Raw genomic sequence first — 22434 nt, 5'->3', positions numbered from 1 at the left:
TTTGCGATCCCTGCCCCGATACGCCTGACGCAGCTGGGTGTTTCGTCAACGCCGACAGCTTTGCTGGAAGCCGGCAGGGCTTTCGGGGCGACCAAAAGCCAGCTCCTTTGGAAAATAGAGCTGCCTTATGCGCTGCCCCAGATCATGGCCGGTTTGACGCAAACCATCATGTTGTCGCTTTCGATGGTGGTGATCGCCGCTCTGGTCGCTGCAGATGGTCTCGGAGGTCCGGTTCTACGTGCACTTAACACGGCGAACATCGCACTCGGATTTGAATCGGGTCTTTGTATCGTCTTGATTGCGATCGTACTTGACCGGTTTTTCCGCAGCTCGGAAGGAGGCAAATAATGGCCGGCACAGACAAGATGCCCGTCGTCTCCTTCAAGGCGGTCGACATCGTCTTCGGCGACAAGCCGCAGACAGCACTGCCGTTGATCGACGCGGGCAAGACACGGCAGGAAATCCAGCAGGAAACCGACCAGATCCTCGGTGCGGCGGGGGCCACCTTCGATATCCACGAAGGCGAGGTCATCGTCCTGATGGGGCTGTCGGGCTCCGGCAAGTCGACGCTCCTGCGCGCGGTCAACGGCCTCAACCCGGTTATCCGCGGCGAGGTCCAGGTCCACGACGGCAACCGTTATGTAAACCCCGAAACCTGCACGGAAAACGAACTGCGGGAGCTGCGCCGGCATCGTATCGGCATGGTCTTCCAGCAGTTCGGCCTGTTGCCGTGGCGAACGGTTGCCGAAAATGTCGGTTTCGGCCTCGAACTGGCCGGCATGGGCAAGAATGAGCGGGCGGCGAAGATTGAGGCGCAGCTCAAGCTCGTCGGTCTCACCGGGTGGGGCGAGAAATACGTTCATGAGTTGTCCGGTGGCATGCAGCAGCGTGTCGGTCTGGCCCGCGCCTTTGCGACGGACGCACCGATCCTTCTGATGGACGAACCCTTCTCGGCGCTCGACCCGCTTATCCGCGACAAGCTTCAGGACGATCTCCTGGACCTTCAGAAGGAACTCAACCGGACGATCATTTTCGTCAGCCATGACCTCGACGAGGCCGCCAAGATCGGCTCGCGCATCGCGATCATGGAAGGCGGGCGGGTGATCCAGCTCGGCACGCCGCAGGAGATCGTGAAGAAGCCGGCCAACGGCTATGTGGCGGATTTCGTCAGCCACATGAACCCGCTGAACGTCCTGCGCGCACGCGACATCATGGTGCCGCCGGGCAGCCTGGCGGGGTCGCTGGCGAACGGGACTTCCTGTGATGTCGACACACCGATCCGCGAAGTGGCCAACTTGAAAAAGTCCAGTTCCGATCCCGTCGTGGTTCAGAAGGACGGTGCGATCGTCGGGGTCATCGGCGAGAAGGAGCTGCTCGACTGCATGCGGTGAGGCGAGTTCAAACCTTCCATCGCCGGGTGGATGACAAACCTTGGTTTGGTCATCCCGGCCAAGCGAAGCGCGAGGGGGGGTGACGAAGGAAGTGGAATTCCTTTGTCTCCAGACCGGGATGAGATGACAGCCGCCCTCTGCTGTTCCAGACGACTGAAACAAAAAAACGGGGCCATGGGGCCCCGTTTTCATGTGTCTCTTCGCGCCAGCCCGCGTTGTCGCGGCCGTCGCGCAAATACGTCCGGCTTAGAGAAGCTCGAGCTGGGCAGCCTGCTTGCCGCGGCCGCGTGCATCGTCTTCAGCGACGAAGGAGATCTTTGCGCCTTCAACCGGGGTGCCGAGGCCAGCCTGCTCGAAAGCAGTGATGTGGACGAAAACGTCCTTGGAGCCATTGTCCGGCGTGATGAAGCCGAAGCCGCGGTCGTGGTTGAAGAATTTGATGGTGCCGTTCTCGCGCATGGAGATACCTTTCCGTTGAGTGATGCGCCGTCCCGTTTCCGGCAAGGCGCGGATAAACGAGAAGTCAATAAGAAACGGAAAGCTTGGGTATTCAGAGCAGTGCTTGATGGAGCACTGCCGAAGTCAGTCTAACCGGGTCTTTACGTCAGTCCCGTACGACGCAACGCGCGCCGATGACGCGTAATGTAAGTCCCGCGAGGCGATCCGGCAAGCAAAAGAAACGGGAAACACCCGTTCTTCGTCCGAAAGGGCGAACAAATTCCTAAAAAGACAGCTTGTGACTCCGATCACAGAGCCTGCCGGGTCGACCGGCTAAGGTCCATTCATGAACTGAGGCGGATAGCAGGGCCTCACCAACAGGAAGGGAACCGTCATGTTCAAGAAGATCGCAATCACCACCTCCGCGCTGGCACTCGTTGCAGGTGTCGCCCTGACTTCGCAGAGCACGCCGGCGGAAGCCGCGAAAGGCTGGCAGGTCGGCGTCGGTATCGCCGGCGGCCTTGCAGCCGGCGCCATCATCGGCTCGGCCCTGTCGCAACCCCGCTACGTCGCGCCGCCGGCCTATTATCCGGCTCCGGTCTATTATCCGGCCCCGGTCGTCACCTATCGCCCGGCCCCGTGGACACCGGCCTGGTACAACTACTGCAGCCGCAAGTACCGGTCCTTCAATCCGAATACCGGCTACTTCCTGGCCTATTCCGGTCAGTACCGGTTCTGTCAGTAATTCCGGGACGTAACCGGTCCAAAAGGCCAAAAAAGCTTCCGCTGGTATCATCCGGCAACTCCCTGCAAGAAGACTCCTCCCCAGTCTTGCAGGGAGTTTTCTTTTTGAGCGGCCCGGCAGCGGCGCTCTGGCCCCTCAAGGTCCGGATCAGGGATGTCAGCCGCCTTCCACCGCTCTCTTCGCCGCCCGCATGATCGTCTCGAGCTGGTTGAGGAAGCGGGAGCGGTCCGCCTTGGTGAAAGCCGGGCCGCCTTCCCGGATTTCGCCGATCTCCCTGAGGTGTGTTCTGAGGTCTCGCATGGCAAGCCGCATGCCGATGCCGTCCTCGCTGAAGGGTTTTCCGTTCGGCGAGATGACGAGGGCCCCGGTCTTGACGCATCTGGCAGCCAAGGGAACGTCGGCGGTTACGACGACGTCGCCCGTCTTTGCCCGTTCCGCGATCCAGTTGTCGGCCTCGTCCGGGCCTTCGGGAACCACCACCCGCTCGATCAGGTCGCCATCCGGCAAACGCATCCAGCTGTTGGACACGAATTTGATTTCAACCTTGTGACGCTCGCCGACCCGGACGGCTTCGTCCTTGACCGGGCAGGCGTCCGCATCGACGTAAAGCACCGTCATCGGGGACTGTCTCCGTTTTCCAGGTAAGCCGATATCCCGTCCGCTGCCCTTTGCCCCATGGCAAAACATGCCTGCAGAAGATAACCGCCGGTGGGGGCTTCCCAGTCGAGCATCTCTCCGGCGGCGAAAACGCCGGGCAGCTTCCTGAGCATGAGGCCTTCATCCAGCTCGTCCAGCGCGATACCGCCGGCGGAGGAAATCGCCCGGCCGATGGGGTAGGGCGCGCGGCAGGTGACTTTTACAGACTTGATCCTTGCCGCAAGTTCCCCGGGAGACACCGGCAGCGGCCCGGCTTCCCTGAGAAGCGCCTGTTCCACCGGGTGAAGCCTCAGCGTTTTTTTCAGGAAAGTCGACAAGGACTGTTTTCCGCGCGGACGGGACAGTTTGCGGGTCAGTTCCTCAAGCGGCAGCGACGGGCGGAGATCGATGGTCAGGCGAGCGGAACCTTCGCGATTGATCGACTCGCGAACATCGGCCGACAGCGCGTAGACAGCGCCGCCTTCCAATCCCTGCTCGGAGATTACCGCTTCGCCCGGAACGGTCCTTTGGCCATGGCTCAGGGCAATCCGTTTGAGCGGTGTGCCGGCGAAGCGCTCCTTCAGGACCGGGCTCCAGCCGATCAGAAATCCGCAATTGGCGGGCTGGAACATGCTGATCCGGATCCCCCGGTTTTCCAGCGCGTTCACCCAGGCCGCGTCAGAACCGAGCTTCGGCCAGCTCGCTCCGCCGAGGGCCAGCAATACGGCCCGGGCGGGGGCAGGGGCCGGTTCCTCTCCCTCCGCCTGGAGAAGCGCATGGCCGTCGCCGGAAAATCCCGTGAAACGCCGGCGTGTCAGAAGGTTCACGCCGTTCGCCTCCAGCCGCCTCAGCCAGGCTCTGAGCAGGGGCGAGGCTTTCATGGAACGTGGAAACACGCGGCCGCTGGTTCCGACAAAGGTTTCCTGGCCAAGTTCATGGCACCATTCCCGCAAGGCACAGGGAGGAAAGTCCCGGATCATGGGCGCCAGAAAGGCTTCGGCTTCCCGGTAGCTGCTCAGGAAGGTCTCAAGGTCTTCGCTGTGGGTCAGGTTCAGTCCGCCGCGACCCGCCATCAGGAATTTGCGGGCAGGCGAGGCCATGCGCTCCACCACGGTGACGGCAAGGCCGCGGGCCGACAAGCGGTCGGCTGCATGAAGTCCGGCGGGGCCCGCGCCAATGATCAGAACATCCATCATGGCGCCTTCTTATTGAACCGAAGGGCAAAAGACCACTGATGAATGCGTGGTTTCAAAATACCCGCCGGATTATTGGATCGATGCAAGTATTTGTTATTCCGGCGGTGGTAGAATCCAAATAAAATCAGAGGAAAATATATGTAATTTTCCTTATATGCCTCAACGGTAAAGGAGCCCGTGCATGGACAATACCACGGACCTGATTGTTGTTGCGGATTCTGACGAAAGCGTTCATGCCGGTTTTAAACGCCTTTTTGGCGAACACCTGACGGTTGTCTGCTTTTCCGATTCCGAAAATGCGCTGCAGTTCCTGAAGCAGAACCATGGCGTGGCTGTCGTCTTCTCCTGCTACAATCTGCCGGGGCTCGGTGGAACCGCCTTTCTGCGGGCCGTCGAAACAGTTGCTCCCCAGGCCGCGCGGGTGATGTTGACGAAGGAGACTTCTGCGGAGGCGATCAAGAAGGCACTCAACGAAGGGCATGTTTTCCTGTTTTTGGAAAAGCCGTGCATGCCGAAGGATCTGGCCGGTGCCGTGGAAATGGCCCTTGCCCATCACAAGCAGATTGCCAAGGACAGGTTGCTGCTGGAGCGTACCCTTGCCGGGTCCGTGAAGCTTCTCATCGACATGATGAACCTGTTTCATCCGGAGGCCTTCCGGCGCACGGGAACGGTGAGGAAACAGGCCCTCAAGCTCGCCAGGCTGCTGAAAATCGAAAAGACCTGGGAGCTGGAGATGGCGGTTATGCTGTCGCCGCTCGGCGAAGCGTTGCTGCCGAAGCAGATCCTTGCCCGGTACCGTGCCGCCCGAAGCCTGACCGAGCAGGAACGCGACATCCTGAACAGGTCGCCTGCCCAGACGCGAGATCTGCTGAAGAATATTCCGCAACTGGAAACGGTCGCGGAGTATCTCTACCTGTCGGCGCGCGGCTTTGACGGGTCCGGTTTTCCGAAGGAAGGCCCAAAGGGTGAAGAACTGCCCATGATCCCGCGGATCATCAAGCTTCTGACGGATCTTTGGTATGCCAGTCCGGAAACCGGGCCGGACGCGGCGGCCTTCGAGGCGCTCACCATCAACCGGCGCAAATACGACCCCAAGATACTCGAATTGGCGAAAGCCGCCCTGATGGACGACGTGCCGGAGGAAAAGAACAAGCAGATCGCCGAATGCTACATCCGTTCGCTGCAGCCCGGAGACATCCTGATAGACGATGCCCTGACGGAAAACAGCCGCGAGCTGGTTCTTTCGCGCGGCCACATGCTGACACCCACGACAATCCGCCGGCTGGAGCATTTCCATCATACGGTGGGGGTGCGCCAGCCCGTCCGCGTAGAGCGGCACATGGTGGTTGATCCGGAAGAAGTTCAGGCGGATGTGGTTTGAGGCCGCCGGAGCAGATTTCAGGGTGGGGGTAAGCAGGCAGTATGAATAAAGGGGGAAGGGCAAACAGGGGTTGCCCCGCCCGAAACGCCTATTCTTTTCCTGTCTTCTCCAAAAGCTCGGCTTCATAGGCCTTGGCGACGCGCAGGAAGCGGGCGTGGGCGTAGTTGATCGACAGAATGAAACCCCACCAGCCGTACTTGCGGTACCGCCTCACGAAATAGGCCTTGAGGAAACCGACCGGAAACTCGGTCAGCAGGCGGCTCTTCGGCAGTTTGCGGCCACGGGTCCGCATGTCTTCCACCTGCATGCCCGAGTAGCGATTGTACTTGCCGACCTGAAAGTCGAGCGAGCGGATCGAGCGGTGAGCCATGATGCCGGTGAGATTGGCGATTTTTGCGCCCTCTTCCGGCCGAACCGTGTCATGGACGATGGAGGTTGAGAACCTGCCCTTGCGCTGGTCATAGAGGCGGATCTGGTGATAGCCGTAAGCCCAGGGCGCCGGGGCCGTTTCGTGGGCATACATGTCCCGGATCATGATCCGCCAGCCGTCGGCTGCCTGATAGCTGGCGTCGGCGAATTTCGACCTGATTTCCTCTGCGAGTTCCGGCGTGACTTCCTCGTCGGCGTCGAGGTTCAAAAGCCAGTCGTTGCGGCACTGGTCCTCGCCGAAGCGCTTCTGCGGGCCGTAGCCGGGCCAGTCGTTGCGGATCACCCTGGCGCCGAGGCCTTCGGCTACCGCGACCGTCTCGTCCGTGGATCCGCTGTCGATGACGATGACCTCGTCCACCCAGCCGATGACGCTTTCGATCGGCCGGGCAATCCGGTCGGCTTCGTCTTTGGCGATGATGAAGGCGGAAAGGGGCAGGCGGTCTGTCATACGCGGTCCGGCAAATACTGTCAGTTGGCCGGAAAAGCCCGGCGCGTCTTTGTAGCCGCGCCGGGACGGGATTTGAAAGAAGAAATCAGGATTTCACGCGTGCAAAGACTGCATCCAGCCCTTCAAGGCTGATAGCGGTACCTTCGATCCTGCCGGTAAACCCCGGTGCCTTCAGGTTTTCCAGCTCCAGACCGGGCAGGGAAACCGTTGCCGGTGACGTTCCCAGGTTGAAGGCGCAAAGCACCGTTTCGCCCTTGTAGGTGCGGGTGAAGACCAGCGTTTCGCCGTCGCTGTCAAGGAAGGTCATATCCCCCTTTTTCAGCGGCCGGTGATTTTGCCGCCAGGCATAAAAGGCGCGGTTGCGGTTGAGGGGCGAGGTGCCGTCGCTTTCCTGCTCGGAGACAGCCTGTGCCAGATGCTGTGGGGCGACCGGAAGCCAGGGCTCTGCTTCTGAAAAACCGGCATTGGCGTTGTCCCTTACCCAGGGCATCGGCGTGCGGCAGCCGTCGCGGCCCTTGTATTCGGGCCAGAAACGGATGCCGTAGGGGTCCTGCAGCTTTTCAAACGGCACGTCCGCCTGGGGCAGGCCCAGTTCTTCGCCCTGGTAGAGGCAGGGCGTGCCGCGCAGCGAGGCGCAAAGAGCTGTTTCCAATGGCGCGAACTTCGTCAGATCCAGGCCCTCGCCCCAGCGGCTGGCAACACGTTTGACGTCGTGGTTGGACAGGGCCCAGCTCGCCCAGCCCGAACCGATGCCTTCGTTCATCTCTTCCAGGATCCTGCGGACGTAGCCCGCCGAATGCTGCGGCGTCAGCAGGTCGAAGCTGTAGGCCATGTGGATGCGCCGGCCTTCTTCCGTATAGGACGCCGTCAGCTCCACGGCCTGGCCGTCCGCGCCGATCTCGCCGACGGAGGTCGTGCCCGGATAGCGGTCGAGCAGGCTGCGGAGCCTTTCCAGAAATACGAGGTTTTCCGGCCGGGTCTTGTCGTAGAGATGGTCCTGATAGCCGTAAGGGTTGGTCGGGTCCACGGTGGAGGGCATTTCCGAGGTGTCGAGCGGCGGATTGTCCCGGAGCAACTGGTCATGGAAATAGAAATTCACCGTGTCGAGGCGGAAGCCGTCGACGCCGCGCTCGAGCCAGAACTTCGCCGCCGACAGGACCGCGTCCTGTACTTGCCGGTTGTGGAAGTTGAGGTCCGGCTGGCTGGCCAGGAAATTGTGCATGTAATACTGGCAGCGGCGGCTGTCCCACTCCCAAGCCGACCCGCCGAATATGGAGAGCCAGTTGGTTGGCGGCGTTCCGTCCGGTTTCGCATCGGCCCAGACGAACCAGTCCGCCTTGGCATTGTCCTTCGAGGACCGGCTTTCCTCGAACCAGGGATGCCGGTCGGAGGTGTGGGAGATCACCAGGTCGATAATGACCTTCAGGCCGCGCTCATGGGCGGCGGCCAGCATCCGGTCAAAGTCGGCCAGGGTTCCGAACATCGGGTCGACATCCTCATAATCGGAAATGTCGTAGCCAAAATCCGCCATCGGCGAGGTAAAGAAGGGCGACAGCCAGATGGCATCCACACCGAGCGAGGCGATATAGTCCATCTTCTCGGTCACACCGTTCAGGTCGCCGATGCCGTCGCCGTTGGTGTCCTTGAAGGAGCGCGGATAGATCTGGTAGATGACCGCGCCACGCCACCAGTCCGCGTCCATTGTTTCTTTTGCGGGCATTTTCATCTCGTTGCCCGTTTCGGCTTCCTCGAACATCGCCGGTCTCCGTCCGCAATTCTGGCGGTTGATTTTCAAAGCGCTTTGAATGGCTATATGCAGCGGATCTGGAGGTCAAGTGACCTCGAAGAAAATTTCGTGCAATTCTGAAAAACGGCGGGTGATCCCGTTGTGAGGACCGAAAAGCAAAAACCGGCCCTGCAAGAAGCAGGGCCGGTGGAGCATCTGAAAAGCTACGAAACAGAATTTGTTTAGAACGACTCCCTTCTACACAGCGGGCGTGACACGGGTGTGAAAAATTGCAGTGAAATGTCGCCAGAGTTCGAAAAAAATTGCACAGCGTTCGAAAAGGAAGAAATCAGGAAACGTAAGGTGCGGTGCAAACTTCACTTAAATATCTGATTCTAAAAATGAAAAAAGAAAGTTATTACGTTTAGGTCAGTTTCTTCTTGCAAAGCAGCATGGAAGCTGGAACTGTTTCGGAGAGCCGAAAATTTCAAGGTGGAGTGCGGGAGGCGGGTCCCGGCTGGACAATCTCCCGGAAGTCTCCACCTAAAGGACTGAGTAAACTGGAGGAGATGTCATGACGGCAGCCATGGTGGGATGGGCGCATATGCCCTTCGGCAAGCATGCGGAAGAAACGGTTGAAAGCATGATCGTCAAGGTGGCGGCCGACGCCATTCACGACGCGGGCATTGCGCCCGAGGACGTGGACGAAATCCTGCTTGGTCATTTCAATGCCGGCTTCTCCGCCCAGGACTTCACTGCTTCCCTCGTCCTGCAGGCCAATCCGGGGCTGAGGTTCAAGCCGGCAACGCGCGTGGAAAATGCCTGTGCGACCGGTTCCGCCGCCGTGCATCAGGGCGTGCGTGCCATCGCCTCGGGCGATGCCCGTTTCGTGCTGGTGGTCGGTGTCGAGCAGATGACCACGACGCCGGGGCCGGAAATCGGCAAGAACCTGCTGAAAGCCTCTTACCTGAAGGAAGAAGGCGACATTCCGGCCGGTTTCGCCGGTGTCTTCGGCAAGATCGCCGATGCCTATTTCCAGAAGTTCGGCGACCAGTCCGACGCATTGGCCAAGATTGCAGCCAAGAACCACAAGAACGGTGTCGGCAACCCCTACGCCCAGATGCGCAAGGATCTCGGCTTCGACTTCTGCCGGGCGGAGTCTGAAAAGAATCCCTTTGTGGCCGGTCCCCTGAAACGCACCGACTGCTCGCTCGTCTCCGACGGCGCGGCGGCGCTCGTCCTGACCGATCCGGCGACGGCGCTTGGCATGAAAAAGGCCGTCGCCTTCCGCGGCATGGCCCATGTGCAGGACTTCCTGCCAATGTCCAAGCGCGACATCCTGAAATTCGAAGGTTGCTCCAAGGCCTGGGGGCAGGCGCTCGGCGATGCCAATCTGGCGCTGGAGGATCTTTCCTTCGTCGAGACCCACGACTGCTTCACGATTGCTGAACTGATCGAATATGAAGCCATGGGCCTGACACCGGAAGGCGAGGGCGCCCGCGCCGTTCTGGAAGGCTGGACCGAGATGGGCGGCAAGCTGCCGGTCAACCCTTCCGGCGGCCTGAAGGCCAAGGGCCACCCGATCGGCGCCACCGGCGTCTCCATGCATGTGCTGACCGCGATGCAACTGACGGGCACCGCCGGCGACATCCAGGTCAAGGGTGCGGAAATCGGCGGCATCTTCAACATGGGCGGCGCGGCGGTCGCCAACTATGTGTCCGTGCTGCAGGCGATGAAGTAGAGCCAGGAAAAAGATCGCATCAGAAATGCGTCCGGCGCGCACGATCGTGCGCGCCGGTTTTTGTCACTGCAGGGACTTGCTCAGGAACTCTTCCACGACATTGGACATGTCGAAGGAGGCTCCGCCCTGAACCGGCGGGTATTCCGCCAGGGTCTTCAGATGTTCCGAAAGAAGGACGTTCATCGGCTGGAACAGCCAGGACACCTTCTGGACCAGGTGACCGTAGGAATCCGTCGAGTCATAGCTCTCGAACGGATCCATGCGCAGGTTGAACACTCGCGGCATGGAATGGGCGATAATGTCGCCGTAGTAGTCTTCCCGGGTGAGGAAGTGGAACTTCCACGGTCCCATCCGGATCGCCGCAAGTCTGCCTTCGTAGTAGTAGAGAATGCTGTTCCGGTTGGAGTGATCCTGTTCGCCTTTCCAGTAGGCGAGATTGTTCACCCCGTCGATATACTGCTTTTTTTCTTCCATGACTTCGCCGGCGATATCCTCAATACCGGCAGCCGCGGTCAGGGTCGTGAACATGTCCTGATGACCCTGAATGCCATTCAGGACCTTGCCTTCGGCAAGGACGCCCGGCCAGCGCACCATGGAGATGACGCGCACGCCTCCTTCATAGGTGGTCATTTTTTCGCCGCGGAACGGCGTGGTCGCACCGTGCGGCCAGGAAGAATGCTCCGGTCCGTTGTCCGTCGAATACCAGACGATGGTGTTGTCGGCGAGACCTTGCTGGTCGAGCCAGTCAAGCACAAGCCCGATGTCGTGGTCGTGCTGCAGCATGCCTGATCCGTGATAATCTGCCTCCGAGGTGTATTTCTCGGCGGCGTAGCGCCACTCGTCGTTGAGACGCGTGTATAGGTGCATCCGGCTGGTATTCAGCCATACGAAGAACGGCTCGCCGGCTTCCTTGGCTTCAGCCATGAAATTCTCGGCCAGCGGGATGACTTCAGCGGCATCGAAATTCTTCATCCGTTCCTGCGTCAACGGGCCGGTGTCTTCGATCGTCTGTTTGCCGACCCTGCCAAAACGCGGATGCTCGGTCGGGTCGTCCGTCTCGGAGGCATGTGAGTGGATGACGCCGCGGGTACCGAATTGCTCTTCATATTTTTCCAGCGAACCGGAAAACGCTTCGCCAAAGCGCTGGTAGTCGCGCTGCTCAGCTTCTTCCTGCGTGTTCAGGTGGTAGAGATTGCCGAAAAATTCGTCGAAACCGTGAACGGTGGGCAGATGCTCATTGCGGTCGCCAAGGTGATTTTTGCCAAAATGACCGGTCCGGTAGCCGACTTTCTTGAGTTCTTCGGCAATCGAAGGGGAGGCAGCCTGAAGACCGAGGGAAGAGCCCGGCTGGCCCACGGTGGTCATGCCCGAACGAATGGGATACTGACCCGTCAGGAAGGCTGCGCGCCCGGCCGTGCAACTCGGCTGTGCGTAGTGATCGGTGAAACGGAGGCCCTCCTCAGCGATCCGGTCGATGTTGGGCGTGGTGTAGCCCATTGTGCCCATCCCATAGGCAGAGACATTCTGCCAGCCGATATCGTCTCCCCATATCACCAGAATGTTTGGCCGGTCCGATGCGTCCTGGGCAACGGCGGGGCCGGCGAGCCCCAGCAAGGCGATTGGAACGGCAAGCAAGTAAGACTTAAACATCGCTTTCTCCATAAAAACACACGTTGGAGCAGTGGTGCAGTTCACGCATATAGCTCGCAGGGGGCGAAAGTCAGGGGGCGTGTAACTATTTTTCAAACGGTTAACGGGGGCGGGGGGACTTGCCGTCGCCAAACAGATGAAGAGCCCGTTCAAGGCCGGCGGGCGCCGTTCCCGCTCACCGGCCCTGATGCATCCGCCTAATCCGCCGCGCCTGCTGCCGCCGCATAGAAATCCGGGTCGGTGAGTTCCGGCGGGCCGTTGTCCGAGGCGGTGCCGCCGACCGAGTAGTTGTCCGAGACGCCGTAGACGAAGACGCCGCCGGCCTTGCGATTGACGATGGCCACCCGCTCGATCAAATCGTCGTCGCCTATCGTGCATCTGGCGTAGCTTGTATAAAGCTGCTTGCCGCCTTCCGTGGCGCGTTCCGTTCCGGAGGAAAAGCTGCCGTCGTCGCAGTTCTTCTGGCTGTCGGCCACGATGAGCGACATCAGCTCCTGATCGCTCTTGTAGCTGCCTTCCGGGAAAATGTGGGCAACGAGCGTGCGGGCGTTGCCGGCGGCAACGGCGTGGACGCCTTTGAGGTCTTCCGAGCGCTGACCTTCCGGAATGAGTTTCAATCCTGACACGCCCGCGCTGCCCATCAGGTTGAACAGGGCCTGGGTGGCTTCGACCGCAAGCTGCGGGTCGGCGGGCTGGGGTGCCGGGGCCGCCGGTTGGGCAGGGGCTGTCGAGCCGAGGCCGCCAGAGGGCGGAGGGGCGGCAGTGGTTCCAACATTCGGGGAGGCGCCGAAGCGGGCGGTGTTGCGCTTGATGCATCTGGCAAGGCGGGCCATCAGTTTCGAGGTGCCGGTCAGGCGGAAGTTGAACTGGTTGGAACCGTCATAGACATAAAGGGTCCGGCCCCTGCGGAAGCGGGTGATGAGATAACCGTCCTGCGGCATCTGCATGCGCGCAAGGTTTTTCGTCGTGGCCTTTGCGACACCGCTTTGCCACTGTCCCCGGTCGATGCGGTATTGCAGGGGAATGTCCGTCCCGACCTTCATGTCCCAGTGCGAGGCGGAAAAGCCGATGGCCCAGTTGTAACCGGCATCGACCTGGACATGGAGCGTGATGCCGCTCCGGTAGCTCGCCGAGGCTACGCAATTGTCGAAACGGCCGTTCTGATCGTCCGTATAGGCATTGCCGATCCAGCCGCCGAGACGGAAATTCTCAACGACAGCCGCAGGGGCCTGTGTTGCCCAGACAAATGCGATGAAGCTGACCAGAACCAGCCGTTTTCCAAAGTGCATCCAAGCCCCTCCAATGCCTTGCCCCGGTGCGTTTCGCGCCGGCCAGCCTGTTGGAAAGGCTATGCGAATTCCGTCAGGGCATCAAGAAAGGGCGGCAAGGGAGCAGCGGGTGCTTTTCAGGCTGTCAGTGAAGCCCCGGGAAATGGAGTTGGCCAAACAGCCGATAGAGAAAAAACTATTCCGCTTATCCGGAAAGCTTTGAAAACCGGTGCCCGGCGCCGGGAGAGGCCGCAGACTACATTAAGTCCATCAAACTGGGACTGGAGACCCTTTCAAGATGGCTGGCAGCCGGAACGACATTGCGAAGACGCTGAAGGAGCCGGGAAACCGGCTCGACGTGTTTCCGGCATTCGTGAAAGTTGCCGGGCGGCGGGTTGTCGTGGCCGGGCACGGTGCGGAGGCCGCCGCCAAGGTACGCCTCCTGGGCGAAACCAATGCCAGGATCGTGGTCGTCTCGGCCGAAATCGAAGCGGATCTCGTAAAAGCGATCGATCTGTTCGAAGCCGAGCATATCGCCGAGGACTTCCGTCCCGAGCATCTCAAAGGGGCCGCGCTGGTCTTTAGCGCACGGGAAGACAGGGCTCTCGACAAGGCCGTGGCCGATGCGGCGCGGGCGGCGGGTATTCCCGTCAACGCGGTCGACAAGCCCGACCTTTGCGACTTTTACACCGGCGCCCTCGTCAACAGGGCGCCGATTGCCGTGGCGATCACGTCGACTGGCGTCGGGCCGGTCCTCTCCCGTCACATCCGGGCGCGTATCGAAGCGATGCTGCCGCGCGCGACCGGCGAGCTGGCCCGTCTTGCGGAAAGTTTCCGCGATGCCGCCGCCAAGGTGATTTCCGATGGCGCGCTGCGCCGGACTTTCTGGGCACGGTTCTTTTCCGGGGCCGTTGCCGCCAATCTTTATGCCGGCAAGTCCAGCGCCGCCCGGGCGGAAGCGCAGCGCCTGCTCAACAGCATGGCGGATGAGCCCGGGTTCGTCTGGCTGGTCGGGGCAGGCCCCGGCGCGGAAGATCTCTTGACCCTGCGCGCTCAGCGCCTGCTGCAGGAAGCCGACGTCATTGTGCATGATGCGCTGGTGCCCGCCGATGTGGTGGCCATGGGCCGCCGCGATGCGGAGCGGATTGCGGTCGGCAAGCGCAAGGGCGCGCATTCCGTGCCGCAGGCCGAGATCAGCGAATTGCTGGTGCGGCTGGGCAAGAAGGGTTTGAAAGTTGTGCGCCTCAAGGCCGGTGATCCGATGATCTTCGGCCGGGCCGCAGAAGAAATGGAGGCGCTCCGGCAAGGTGGCGTCGGTTTCGAAATTGTTCCCGGCGTCACAGCAGCCTTCGCCGCGGCAGCTTCGGCCCAGATCCCGCTGACGTTGCGCGGTGTCGCCTCCAACCTGGTTTTCGCGACCGGCCACAATGCCAGGTCCGAAACCCTGCCCGACTGGGCCGGTCTCGCACTGAAAGGCGCGACGGTTGCCGTCTACATGGGCCGGACCGTCGCTGCCGCCGTTGCCGACAAGATGATCGGCGCGGGTCTCAAGCCCGAAACCCCGGTTGCCGTCATCGAGAACGCGGCGCTTGCCGACGAACGCCAATTTGCCGGGACCTTGTCCGAACTGGCGGTTCTGTCGAACCGCGCGGAAATCGACGGACCGGTTCTGATCGTGATCGGCGAGGCCGTCGGCCACGCCGCCCTGGACAAGGCTGAGCCGCTGGCACCGCAAGACGCGGCCCGGATCGCAGCCGCCTGAGTTTGAAGAGAGAAGACGAGAATGAAAGTCATCACCGCCAACCGCCTCCTGAACGGCGATGTCGTCTGGCTCGGAGAGAACGGCAGCTGGGTGGAACGCATCACGCTTGCCAAGGTCTTTGAAGGCAAGGACGCCGTCGCCGAAGGGCTGGCCCTGGGTGCCGAAGCTGAGAAGAACCAGGAAGTCGTCGGCGTCTACGAGATGGACGTGACGGTCGAGGACAGCGTCATCACTCCGGTGCGCCTGCGCGAAAGGATCCGCGCAACCGGCCCGACCACCCATCCGCAGTTCGGCAAGCAGGCCCAGGCCGTTTCCGCTTAACCGAGACAAGACAGGATTGGCGGCGCCGGGAACCGAAAAGCCTCCGGCAGCGCCCATAACGAGAGTTCAGACATGTACCGTTACGACGAATTCGATGCCAGCTTTGTCAATCAGCGCACCGAGCAGTTCAAGGACCAGGTCCGCCGCCGTCTGGCGGGCGAGCTTTCCGAGGACGAGTTCAAGCCCCTGCGCCTGATGAACGGTCTTTATCTGCAGCTCCACGCCTACATGCTGCGCGTCGCCATTCCCTATGGCACGCTCAACGGCCGCCAGATGCGCAAGCTCGCACATATCGCGCGGACCTACGACAAGGGTTACGGCCACTTCACCACGCGCCAGAACATCCAGTTCAACTGGCCGAAGCTGGAAGACACGCCGAAGATCCTGGAAGAGCTGGCGGAAGTCGAGATGCATGCCATCCAGACCTCCGGCAACTGCATCCGCAATGTGACGTCCGACCATTTCGCCGGTGCCGCCGCCGACGAAATCGCCGACCCGCGCCCCTATGCGGAGATCCTGCGCCAGTGGTCGTCGCTGCATCCGGAATTCTCGTTCCTGCCGCGCAAGTTCAAGATCGCCATCACCGGCTCGGAAAACGACCGCGCCGCCGTGCAGGTGCATGACATCGGCCTGCAGCTGACGAGGAACGATGACGGCGAGACCGGCTTCGTGGTCTATGTCGGCGGTGGTCTCGGCCGCACACCGATGATCGGCCGCAAGGTGCGCGATTTCCTCCCCGAAGAGGATCTCCTGGCCTATTCGGAGGCAATTCTGCGCGTCTACAACCTCTATGGCCGCCGTGACAACAAGTACAAGGCCCGCATCAAGATCCTGGTGCACGAAACCGGCCTGGAAGAACTGAAAGCGGACATCGAGGCGGAGTTCGAAAAGATCCGCTACGGCGTACTGCGCCTGCCGGACGAGGAAGTCCGCCGCATCGAGGCTTACTTCGCTCCGCCCCCGCTGGAAGTCGGCTCTGCCACCTCCGAAGCTGTCGAGGCCCGCAAGGCCGGCGATGCCGCCTTTGCCCAGTTCGTGGCACACAACCTCAACCCGCACCGGGTGCCGGGTTATACCTCGGTGACGCTGTCCATGAAGCCCATCGGCGGCATTCCGGGTGACGCATCCGATGCGCAGATGGACGTGATCGCGGATCTGGCCGAGAAATACGGCCATGACGAGCTGCGCATCTCCCATGAGCAGAACGTCATCCTGCCGCATGTGAAGCTGGACGATCTGCCGGCGCTTTTCGACCGGCTGGTTGCCGCCGGCATCGCGGAAGGCAACTCGGGGCTCATCACCGACATCATCGCCTGCCCGGGCATGGATTACTGCGCGCTGGCGACCGCCCGCTCCATTCCGGTGGCGCAGCGCATCTCCGAGCGTTTCGGCACAGCCGAGCGCCAGGCGGAAATCGGCGAGCTGAAGATCAAGATCTCCGGCTGCATCAACGCCTGCGGCCATCACCATGTCGGCCACATCGGCATTCTCGGCCTGGAGAAGAAGGGCGAGGAATTCTATCAGGTGACGCTCGGCGGTTCTGCCAACGAAAACGCGTCCATCGGCGAAATCATCGGCCGCGGCTTCTCTTCGGAAGAAGTGGTCGATGCGATCGAGAAGCTGGTCGATACCTATCTCGGCCTCAGGTCCGGCAAGGAGGAAACCTTCCTGGAGGCATACCGCCGGGTCGGGGAGACACCCTTCAAGGAGGCCCTTTATGGCGCTGCATGAGACATTCAGCCTGGGCGTTGACCCCGAACTGGGACTGCAGGCGGAAGTTTCCGCTCTCAACGCCCAGTTCAAGGGGGCAAGCGCACAGGAGGTCCTGACGGCGGCCATCCGCCATCAATATGCCGATGACATCGCCATGGTCTCCAGCTTCGGCGCGGATTCCGCCGTGCTTCTGCACATGGTGGCCAGGACCAATCCGTCGACGCCGGTGCTCTTCATCGATACGGTGAAGCTGTTTCCGGCAACGCTGGCCTATCGCGACGAGTTGATCGAGAAGCTCGGCCTGACGGATGTGCGTACGCAAAAGCCGGCGCAGGACGATCTGGCGGCCAAGGATCCGGCGGGCATGCTGTGGATGAGCGACACCGACGCCTGCTGCCATATCCGCAAGGTCCTGCCGCTGGAGCGGGCGCTTGACGGCTTCGGCGCCTGGATCTCGGGCCGCAAGCGGTTCCAGAGCGCCTCGCGCGCCAACCTTGAATTCTTCGAGGCCGAAGAGGGCCGTGTGAAGGTGAACCCGCTGGCCGACTGGACGGCGGCGGACATCCTGGACTATGCGAAGGTGCATGACCTGCCGCCGCACCCGCTGGTCGCGCAAGGTTATCCCTCCATCGGCTGCCTGCCGTGCACCAGCAAGGTGGCTCCGGGCGAGGATCCCCGGTCCGGACGCTGGCGCGGACAGGACAAGACGGAATGCGGTATTCACTGGCCGACCCATGGCAAGGAAGTTGACGGCAGCGGCATCTGACCGCTGACCGGCTGATAAATTTGAGGACGCAAGGAATGGCTACGATCTACAAGGACGGCGAGTTCGTCGAGGAAATCTGGACCCGTGTGGACGCTGAAACAGGTACTTCGGTAGAAGGCGATGCCCTGGTGCCGCAAACCCTGTTTCTGGCCGACCCGGAAGCCTATCTTGGCCGGGATGGCCGGACCGCGGTTCTGGTCGAGCCCGGTGACGACGTCGAGTTGGTCGAGGCTTATCTTGGCCGTCTGGCGTTCGTCGCGGTCGACTTTCCGAGCTTTGCCGATGGCCGTGGCTTTTCCACCGCCCGCGTCCTGCGCGAGCAGATCGGTTACAAGGGTGATATCCGCGCTGCCGGAAATTACATTCTCGACCAGGTGCCGCTGGCCCGCCGCTGCGGCGTATCCACGTTCGAGATCAGCAAGCCGGAAGTGCTGAAAGCGCTGAAGGCTGGCGAATGGCCGGAAGTCACCAAATACCTGCAGCCGGTCGGCACCGTGGACGAAATCCCGGAAGGCACCCGCCCCTGGGCGCGCCGCTCCTACCGCGACCTGGCGGTGGCCGCCGAATAAGTCACTTCCTCCCCTGTGACTCCTCTCCACTGGCCCCTCCTCGAGGGGCCATTTTTTTGTCCGGTTCAGGCAGCGCAAAGACTGATCAAAGCGTGACGCCGGCAATTGTCAGGAGCACATAGGCGGGGAAGACCAGCAGCGGCGCAAGCGTGAGGAGCATGCCGAGGGCGCGGCCAGTGCCGAAACCTGAGGTGACCAGGGTCGCGTAGTGCATGAGGCGCCCGGTAAGCAGCACAAATCCGCCGCCCCAAAGCAACATTTCCGGTGCGCCGGCCAGTTCCGCCGCCGCCATGGCGAGCAAATTCATCGGCACGGTCTCGGTGAAATTGGCGTGGGCGCGCAGGCGCTTCAGGAGCGTCTGGTCGCCACCGTCCAGGAACTGTATGCCGGTTTTGGCGCGGTAGAGACCGACGGTCATCGTGATCGGGATCTGGCACAGGGCAAACAGCGCGACAAAAACGGCGGTCACCGGCAGGGTGGAAATTGCTTCCATATCGATTTCCTCGCATGGTGGGAGAGAAGACCGGCGAGAAGCCGGCCTCTCGTCACCAGTCATTCATTTGCAGGCGCTTCGTAGGTGATCAGTGCAATGACGCCGCCGACGGGATCGGTCAGCGTGGCGAAGCGGCCGACATTGGGAATACTCACCGGTTCGCTGGTGATGGTCGCGCCGAGGGACCTTGCCTTCTCGACCCGCGCATCGACATCATCGACGGTGACATAGGGCAACCAGCCACGGGCACCGTTCATCGGCGGCGTGAACCCGCCGATCTTGTCATCGCCATTGGCAATCATGGTGTAGGCACCCGCGCCGACATCGATGGTTTCGGTGCCCCAGTCGAGCAGGCTTGAATAAAAGGCCTTCGCCTTGTCCGCATCGCCGCTCTGCAGCTCCATCCAGCTGAAGGCGCCGTGGGTTTGCATCGGATTGCTCATGTTTTCTGTCCTTGCTCTGATTGTCCGCCTGGAAGACCCAGGCGATCAGAGGACGGACGGGAACAGGGCAATCCGACAGGAGGGGAGATTTTTTCTACTGGCGAATGCGGGGCTCTTGGGATTTTTTACCTGTAATGACTGCTATACATCGGTGCCCTTCGCAGTATCCGCCTCAGCGCTGGTGACGCGTTCCCGAAGCAGGGAACGGGCCTGATCCGCAAGGTCATAGCGCAGCAAGTATTTTCCCGCCGCGGTCACGAAGTCCGGGGCTTCGATGCCGACGATTCGGAGAGTTTGTGTCAGATGGGTGCCGGAGACGGGAATATAGTCGGGATCCGCGCCTGAAAACCTGTTGTAAATGCGGCCGCCGAACCAGCGGGCGCGTTTGCCGGCCGCCTCGGCCTCATAAAGCCGGAAATGCAGGTTCGACAACAGGCCGGCCTCGTCATGGGGGAAAATGTCCGCAGCCTTGCTTCCTGCCGAGAGGATTGAACCCAATCCGGCACTGGCTGCATTTACAGCGCCGATCTGTGTCGGGGAGGGATCACCAACGATTTTAAAGACCGGTTTGGACATTTCTTTGGCTTCTCCCAGCGTTTTCCCAGACGAAGCTCCTGACTGCGGTCATGAGTATGTCGTCCGCGAGCTGGCTTGCCAAGTAGGTGAACTGCCACTCAGGAAGCAATCCGCACGGTTCCGTCTGTGCTGCCCACTGGTTGGGTGGTCTACGTTGCGCACGAGCTGATTTCCTCAGGGATGCGGCCGGTTGCCGGTCTCGAAACAGGCAGAACCGTTCGGGAGAGATGTGTCCGGCCCGGTTGCCTTGCAGTCGCATTTTACCGGTCGCCCGCTGGCGCACGACCCAGTCCCGAAATAGGCCCTCGTTGCGTGGCTTGCGAAGGTCCAAGGAAGGGCTGCCGGAGTGAATTCACCGCGCACCGCGTGACGGCCCAACTGCCGATTCAAAGCAGAGCGCGAAAGTCCGGGTTAACTTGCAGCAGAGGACGCGAATTGCTTGCGGAAACTTGTCGGAGAGAGCCCCGTTTCTTTCTTGAAAACGCGGGTAAAGGCCGAATCCGAAGCGTATCCCGCACATTCCGCGGCATCCGAAATGGAACTTGACGGGTCAGCGAGGCAACGTTTGGCGATCTCCATCCGCCAGGCGGAAACATAGTGCATGGGCGACATCGCCATCTTTTTATGAAACTGAACCGCAAAGCTGGTGCGCGACATCCCCGCGCAGCGCGCCATGGTTTCGACTGTCCATGATGCACTTGGGTCTTTGTGGAATGCGTCGAGCGCCCGGGCCAAATATCGATCCGAGAAACCGTTTAGTCCCCATCTGGACGACTCATCGCTTTCCACAAATGTCCGTATGGCTTGAGCGAGAATGACTTCTGACATCTTCAGGGCGATGAGATCGCCGCCAAGACGATGCCCACCGGCCTCATCGCCTATAATCCGAAGGGTCGCCTCCATCCATCTTCCGGCGGTTTCCCCATAATTCCTGAGGTGAATGAAGGGGGGCAGGCGTTCCAACAGTACATGTTTGGCCTGCGGGTCGAACGAAAAGTGGCCGCAGATAAGCTGGGTGTCACGATCGTCTTCATCGCCGCCATAAACCAGAACCCCGGTGCCGGTGTATCCCGACCGTTCTATGACCGTGTCCAGAGGCAATACCGCATGTCTCGTTTCCGGTGCGCAGTAGAGCTTGTGGGATGAGCCGTGCGGGATAATCAACAGATCTCCCTGTTCCAGCGCCACCACTTTTTCACATCCTTCGACTTCGATCAGACAATTGCCTCGATGGGCAAAGTGAAACCGGGCAACGTTTTCGAACTTCGGGACCTCAATTCCCCACGGGGTGGTGAGCGAAGTTCGGAAATAAAGCGTCCCGCGCACGGACAGTTTGGTCAGGATATCGCTTAGGAGGTCGAGCATGCTTATTTATCGCAGGCGTTAGCGATATTGTACAGTAGTTCGAACGATCTGCACGATAATCGGTATGATCTAGCATGTTTGGGGCACTTCTTCTGTTGTACTCAGAAATGGCTGAAACCAACTTTGGAGTGACAGATGAAAAAGATTTTTGCAGGGATCGCAGTTGCCGGGCTGATGGTTGCAACCCACGCCTTCGCCAATGATGCCGCCGAACTCAGCGATGTCGAAATTGCCCATGTGGCCTACACCGCTGACAATCTCGATATCCGCTATGCGCATTTGGCGCTGGCCAAGTCGAGCAACCCGGAGGTTCACAAATTCGCCAATACGATGATCCGGGATCATGAAGCGGTGAATGAACAGGCTCTTGCGTTGCTGGCAAAGCTGGGCGCTCAGGCAGAAGACAACTTCCTCAGCCAGAAGCTGAACGAGGACGGCGAAGCCATTATCAAAAAACTCAGCGCGCTTGACGGTGCAGAGTTTGACGAAGCCTATGCCGAAAACGAACTTGCCTATCACCAGGCTGTCAACAACCTCGTCGCCAATGTCTTCATTCCCAACATCGAAATTGCCGAAGTGAAGGCGCTGTTTGAACAGGGTCTGGTGATCTTCAAGGCGCATGAAGGCCATGCCGAAATGATGGTCAAGGCATTGAACAAATGAGTTCAAAGTCCACCCGAAGGGATATTTTGATCGGGGTGTCAGCAACTGCTGGCACCCTGGCGATGGCCGGCAAGAACAGCCTCGCGGCTTCACCAATGACGCATGATGTCAAAATCAGCTCGTTCAGGTTTAAACCTCGGCACCTGGTCGTCAAAGTTGGCGACATCATTCGCTGGACCAATGAAGACATTGCGCCACACACCGCAACGGCAACAGAGGCCAGTTGGGATACCGGCGAAATCGTCAAGGGAGGCAACGGGTCCATCCGAGTTACCGAAGGATTGGAAACCACCTACTTTTGCGTCTTTCATCCCCATATGAAGGGCACGATCGAGCTGGCTTAATTAGAGCCGCTCCCGGCCGGACATTCAGTCCTGTTGCCGCCAGGGTCACGATGAACTCGAAGCCGGCTTTCGCTCAAGGTCAGCTTCGGCGGCAAAGCTTCTGAAACCTGCCAGTCCCCTCCCGGCCCCAATGCAAGTGTCAGCTTACCCGGCAGCCCATTTCAGAAGGCTCAACCCGTTCACCCGGCCTCCTCATTCTCACAGATCGGCAAGTTTCTTCAGGACATGGGCTCGTTCGGTATCGGTGCCCGCAAGACTTGCCGCAATGTCGAAAGCTGCGCGCGCGCCGGAGATGTCGCCGGTCTCGGCGAGAAGGGCCCCTCTGGCCGCATGAAAACCGGCATAGCGTTCCAGAGGGCCGGCAAGTGGC

At 60.6% G+C, this 22434-nt stretch carries 23 protein-coding genes; 12 read left to right on the top strand and 11 right to left on the bottom strand.

Translation table 11 applies throughout. The features are described from left to right. On the top strand, nucleotides 1-348 hold a 348-nt coding region (locus tag ACQY7U_RS08080), incomplete at its 5' end, for an ABC transporter permease subunit (RefSeq protein ID WP_428643376.1). A gap of 17 nt (nucleotides 349-365) precedes the next feature. Next, nucleotides 366-1391: a choline ABC transporter ATP-binding protein gene (gene choV, locus ACQY7U_RS08075; protein ID WP_428643378.1), complete on the top strand. Its 1026-nt coding sequence runs from the start codon at nucleotides 366-368 to the stop codon at nucleotides 1389-1391. A 246-nt stretch (nucleotides 1392-1637) separates the two neighbouring features. Here choV and ACQY7U_RS08070 read toward each other — a convergent pair whose 3' ends face one another. Beyond that, a complete protein-coding gene (locus ACQY7U_RS08070) occupies nucleotides 1638-1850 on the bottom strand; it encodes a cold-shock protein (RefSeq protein WP_428643375.1) in 213 nt (70 codons plus the stop codon). A 373-nt stretch (nucleotides 1851-2223) separates the two neighbouring features. Between ACQY7U_RS08070 and ACQY7U_RS08065 the strand changes: the two genes are divergently transcribed. Beyond that, a complete protein-coding gene (locus tag ACQY7U_RS08065) occupies nucleotides 2224-2574 on the top strand; it encodes a BA14K family protein (protein WP_428643374.1) in 351 nt (116 codons plus the stop codon). A 156-nt stretch (nucleotides 2575-2730) separates the two neighbouring features. Here the strand turns inward: ACQY7U_RS08065 and ACQY7U_RS08060 are convergent, their stop codons facing one another. Beyond that, on the bottom strand, nucleotides 2731-3192 hold the full coding sequence (locus ACQY7U_RS08060) for a YaiI/YqxD family protein (RefSeq protein ID WP_428643373.1): 462 nt from the start codon (nucleotides 3190-3192) through the stop codon (nucleotides 2731-2733). Beyond that, nucleotides 3189-4406: a TIGR03862 family flavoprotein gene (locus ACQY7U_RS08055; protein ID WP_428643372.1), complete on the bottom strand. Its 1218-nt coding sequence runs from the start codon at nucleotides 4404-4406 to the stop codon at nucleotides 3189-3191. The genes ACQY7U_RS08060 and ACQY7U_RS08055 overlap by 4 nt, the downstream gene beginning before the upstream one ends. A 181-nt stretch (nucleotides 4407-4587) precedes the next feature. Between ACQY7U_RS08055 and ACQY7U_RS08050 the strand changes: the two genes are divergently transcribed. Next, the gene (locus ACQY7U_RS08050) at nucleotides 4588-5787 is read left to right on the top strand and encodes an HD domain-containing phosphohydrolase (protein ID WP_428643371.1); all 1200 of its coding nucleotides are present in this window, start codon (nucleotides 4588-4590) and stop codon (nucleotides 5785-5787) included. Nucleotides 5788-5875: 88 nt separating this feature from the next. On the opposite strand, the gene ACQY7U_RS08045 is transcribed toward ACQY7U_RS08050, so the two are convergent. Beyond that, the gene (locus ACQY7U_RS08045) at nucleotides 5876-6664 is read right to left on the bottom strand and encodes a glycosyltransferase family 2 protein (RefSeq protein ID WP_428643369.1); all 789 of its coding nucleotides are present in this window, start codon (nucleotides 6662-6664) and stop codon (nucleotides 5876-5878) included. A gap of 85 nt (nucleotides 6665-6749) precedes the next feature. After that, a complete protein-coding gene (locus ACQY7U_RS08040; RefSeq protein WP_428643368.1) occupies nucleotides 6750-8420 on the bottom strand; it encodes an alpha-glucosidase family protein in 1671 nt (556 codons plus the stop codon). Between the two features lie 544 nt (nucleotides 8421-8964). On the opposite strand from ACQY7U_RS08040, the gene ACQY7U_RS08035 reads away from it, so the two are divergent. Then, nucleotides 8965-10131, top strand: coding sequence for an acetyl-CoA acetyltransferase (locus ACQY7U_RS08035; protein WP_428643367.1), 1167 nt, complete (start codon nucleotides 8965-8967; stop codon nucleotides 10129-10131). 63 nt (nucleotides 10132-10194) lie between these two features. Here ACQY7U_RS08035 and ACQY7U_RS08030 read toward each other — a convergent pair whose 3' ends face one another. Together ACQY7U_RS08030 and ACQY7U_RS08025 are read right to left on the bottom strand one after the other, a co-directional pair. Further along, on the bottom strand, nucleotides 10195-11781 hold the full coding sequence (locus ACQY7U_RS08030) for an arylsulfatase (RefSeq protein WP_428643366.1): 1587 nt from the start codon (nucleotides 11779-11781) through the stop codon (nucleotides 10195-10197). Between the two features lie 197 nt (nucleotides 11782-11978). After that, on the bottom strand, nucleotides 11979-13070 hold the full coding sequence (locus ACQY7U_RS08025) for a hypothetical protein (RefSeq protein WP_428643365.1): 1092 nt from the start codon (nucleotides 13068-13070) through the stop codon (nucleotides 11979-11981). Between the two features lie 277 nt (nucleotides 13071-13347). Here ACQY7U_RS08025 and cysG point away from each other — a divergent pair, with 277 nt between their 5' ends. The 5 genes from cysG to ACQY7U_RS08000 all read left to right on the top strand — a co-directional run bounded on the left by cysG (nucleotide 13348) and on the right by ACQY7U_RS08000 (nucleotide 18180). Beyond that, complete coding sequence (gene cysG, locus ACQY7U_RS08020) at nucleotides 13348-14811, top strand: siroheme synthase CysG (protein ID WP_428643364.1); 1464 nt, start codon at nucleotides 13348-13350, stop codon at nucleotides 14809-14811. A gap of 21 nt (nucleotides 14812-14832) precedes the next feature. Further along, nucleotides 14833-15132, top strand: coding sequence for a DUF2849 domain-containing protein (locus tag ACQY7U_RS08015; protein WP_428643363.1), 300 nt, complete (start codon nucleotides 14833-14835; stop codon nucleotides 15130-15132). A 72-nt stretch (nucleotides 15133-15204) separates the two neighbouring features. Next, nucleotides 15205-16863 (top strand): nitrite/sulfite reductase, encoded by a 1659-nt coding sequence (locus ACQY7U_RS08010; protein WP_428643362.1) that lies wholly within the window; start codon nucleotides 15205-15207, stop codon nucleotides 16861-16863. Then, nucleotides 16850-17611, top strand: coding sequence for a phosphoadenylyl-sulfate reductase (locus tag ACQY7U_RS08005; protein WP_428643361.1), 762 nt, complete (start codon nucleotides 16850-16852; stop codon nucleotides 17609-17611). Before ACQY7U_RS08010 ends, ACQY7U_RS08005 begins: the two co-directional genes overlap by 14 nt. Before the next feature lie 35 nt (nucleotides 17612-17646). Further along, nucleotides 17647-18180 carry a DUF934 domain-containing protein gene (locus tag ACQY7U_RS08000; RefSeq protein ID WP_428643359.1) on the top strand — a complete coding sequence of 178 codons (534 nt, stop codon included), beginning with the start codon at nucleotides 17647-17649 and terminating at the stop codon, nucleotides 18178-18180. Between the two features lie 85 nt (nucleotides 18181-18265). Here ACQY7U_RS08000 and ACQY7U_RS07995 read toward each other — a convergent pair whose 3' ends face one another. The 4 genes from ACQY7U_RS07995 to ACQY7U_RS07980 all read right to left on the bottom strand — a co-directional run bounded on the left by ACQY7U_RS07995 (nucleotide 18266) and on the right by ACQY7U_RS07980 (nucleotide 21057). After that, on the bottom strand, nucleotides 18266-18673 hold the full coding sequence (locus ACQY7U_RS07995) for an MAPEG family protein (protein ID WP_428643358.1): 408 nt from the start codon (nucleotides 18671-18673) through the stop codon (nucleotides 18266-18268). 59 nt (nucleotides 18674-18732) lie between these two features. Further along, nucleotides 18733-19116, bottom strand: coding sequence for a VOC family protein (locus tag ACQY7U_RS07990; protein WP_428643357.1), 384 nt, complete (start codon nucleotides 19114-19116; stop codon nucleotides 18733-18735). A 141-nt stretch (nucleotides 19117-19257) separates the two neighbouring features. Next, entirely contained in the window at nucleotides 19258-19692 is a 435-nt protein-coding gene (locus ACQY7U_RS07985) for a hypothetical protein (protein WP_428643356.1), read from the bottom strand. Between the two features lie 411 nt (nucleotides 19693-20103). Beyond that, on the bottom strand, nucleotides 20104-21057 hold the full coding sequence (locus tag ACQY7U_RS07980) for an AraC family transcriptional regulator (protein ID WP_428643355.1): 954 nt from the start codon (nucleotides 21055-21057) through the stop codon (nucleotides 20104-20106). 135 nt (nucleotides 21058-21192) lie between these two features. Between ACQY7U_RS07980 and ACQY7U_RS07975 the strand changes: the two genes are divergently transcribed. Both ACQY7U_RS07975 and ACQY7U_RS07970 read left to right on the top strand, forming a co-directional pair. Then, nucleotides 21193-21720, top strand: a complete 528-nt coding sequence (locus tag ACQY7U_RS07975) for a DUF4142 domain-containing protein (protein ID WP_428643353.1) — start codon at nucleotides 21193-21195, stop codon at nucleotides 21718-21720. Further along, nucleotides 21717-22064 (top strand): plastocyanin/azurin family copper-binding protein, encoded by a 348-nt coding sequence (locus ACQY7U_RS07970; RefSeq protein ID WP_428643352.1) that lies wholly within the window; start codon nucleotides 21717-21719, stop codon nucleotides 22062-22064. The genes ACQY7U_RS07975 and ACQY7U_RS07970 overlap by 4 nt, the downstream gene beginning before the upstream one ends. The last annotated feature ends 370 nt before the right edge of the window (nucleotides 22065-22434 follow it).

Origin of the sequence: Roseibium sp. (assembly GCF_050301095.1) — a bacterium.
Taxonomy (GTDB): Bacteria; Pseudomonadota; Alphaproteobacteria; order Rhizobiales; family Stappiaceae; genus Roseibium.
Note: the sequence above shows the minus strand (reverse complement) of the source record. Positions and strands in the feature narration are given on the sequence as shown.

Coding starts and splice junctions, on each gene's coding strand:
- ACQY7U_RS08030 (WP_428643366.1), bottom strand. CDS start 11,781: ATGTTTAAGTCTTACTTGCTTGCCGTTCCAATCGCCTTGCTGGGGCTC.
- ACQY7U_RS08010 (WP_428643362.1), top strand. CDS start 15,205: ATGTACCGTTACGACGAATTCGATGCCAGCTTTGTCAATCAGCGCACC.
- ACQY7U_RS08025 (WP_428643365.1), bottom strand. CDS start 13,070: ATGCACTTTGGAAAACGGCTGGTTCTGGTCAGCTTCATCGCATTTGTC.
- ACQY7U_RS08000 (WP_428643359.1), top strand. CDS start 17,647: ATGGCTACGATCTACAAGGACGGCGAGTTCGTCGAGGAAATCTGGACC.
- ACQY7U_RS08005 (WP_428643361.1), top strand. CDS start 16,850: ATGGCGCTGCATGAGACATTCAGCCTGGGCGTTGACCCCGAACTGGGA.
- ACQY7U_RS08045 (WP_428643369.1), bottom strand. CDS start 6,664: ATGACAGACCGCCTGCCCCTTTCCGCCTTCATCATCGCCAAAGACGAA.
- ACQY7U_RS08015 (WP_428643363.1), top strand. CDS start 14,833: ATGAAAGTCATCACCGCCAACCGCCTCCTGAACGGCGATGTCGTCTGG.
- ACQY7U_RS08050 (WP_428643371.1), top strand. CDS start 4,588: ATGGACAATACCACGGACCTGATTGTTGTTGCGGATTCTGACGAAAGC.
- ACQY7U_RS08060 (WP_428643373.1), bottom strand. CDS start 3,192: ATGACGGTGCTTTACGTCGATGCGGACGCCTGCCCGGTCAAGGACGAA.
- ACQY7U_RS07985 (WP_428643356.1), bottom strand. CDS start 19,692: ATGTCCAAACCGGTCTTTAAAATCGTTGGTGATCCCTCCCCGACACAG.
- choV (WP_428643378.1), top strand. CDS start 366: ATGCCCGTCGTCTCCTTCAAGGCGGTCGACATCGTCTTCGGCGACAAG.
- ACQY7U_RS08070 (WP_428643375.1), bottom strand. CDS start 1,850: ATGCGCGAGAACGGCACCATCAAATTCTTCAACCACGACCGCGGCTTC.
- ACQY7U_RS08065 (WP_428643374.1), top strand. CDS start 2,224: ATGTTCAAGAAGATCGCAATCACCACCTCCGCGCTGGCACTCGTTGCA.
- ACQY7U_RS07970 (WP_428643352.1), top strand. CDS start 21,717: ATGAGTTCAAAGTCCACCCGAAGGGATATTTTGATCGGGGTGTCAGCA.
- ACQY7U_RS08035 (WP_428643367.1), top strand. CDS start 8,965: ATGACGGCAGCCATGGTGGGATGGGCGCATATGCCCTTCGGCAAGCAT.
- ACQY7U_RS08055 (WP_428643372.1), bottom strand. CDS start 4,406: ATGATGGATGTTCTGATCATTGGCGCGGGCCCCGCCGGACTTCATGCA.
- cysG (WP_428643364.1), top strand. CDS start 13,348: ATGGCTGGCAGCCGGAACGACATTGCGAAGACGCTGAAGGAGCCGGGA.
- ACQY7U_RS07995 (WP_428643358.1), bottom strand. CDS start 18,673: ATGGAAGCAATTTCCACCCTGCCGGTGACCGCCGTTTTTGTCGCGCTG.
- ACQY7U_RS07990 (WP_428643357.1), bottom strand. CDS start 19,116: ATGAGCAATCCGATGCAAACCCACGGCGCCTTCAGCTGGATGGAGCTG.
- ACQY7U_RS07980 (WP_428643355.1), bottom strand. CDS start 21,057: ATGCTCGACCTCCTAAGCGATATCCTGACCAAACTGTCCGTGCGCGGG.
- ACQY7U_RS07975 (WP_428643353.1), top strand. CDS start 21,193: ATGAAAAAGATTTTTGCAGGGATCGCAGTTGCCGGGCTGATGGTTGCA.
- ACQY7U_RS08040 (WP_428643368.1), bottom strand. CDS start 8,420: ATGTTCGAGGAAGCCGAAACGGGCAACGAGATGAAAATGCCCGCAAAA.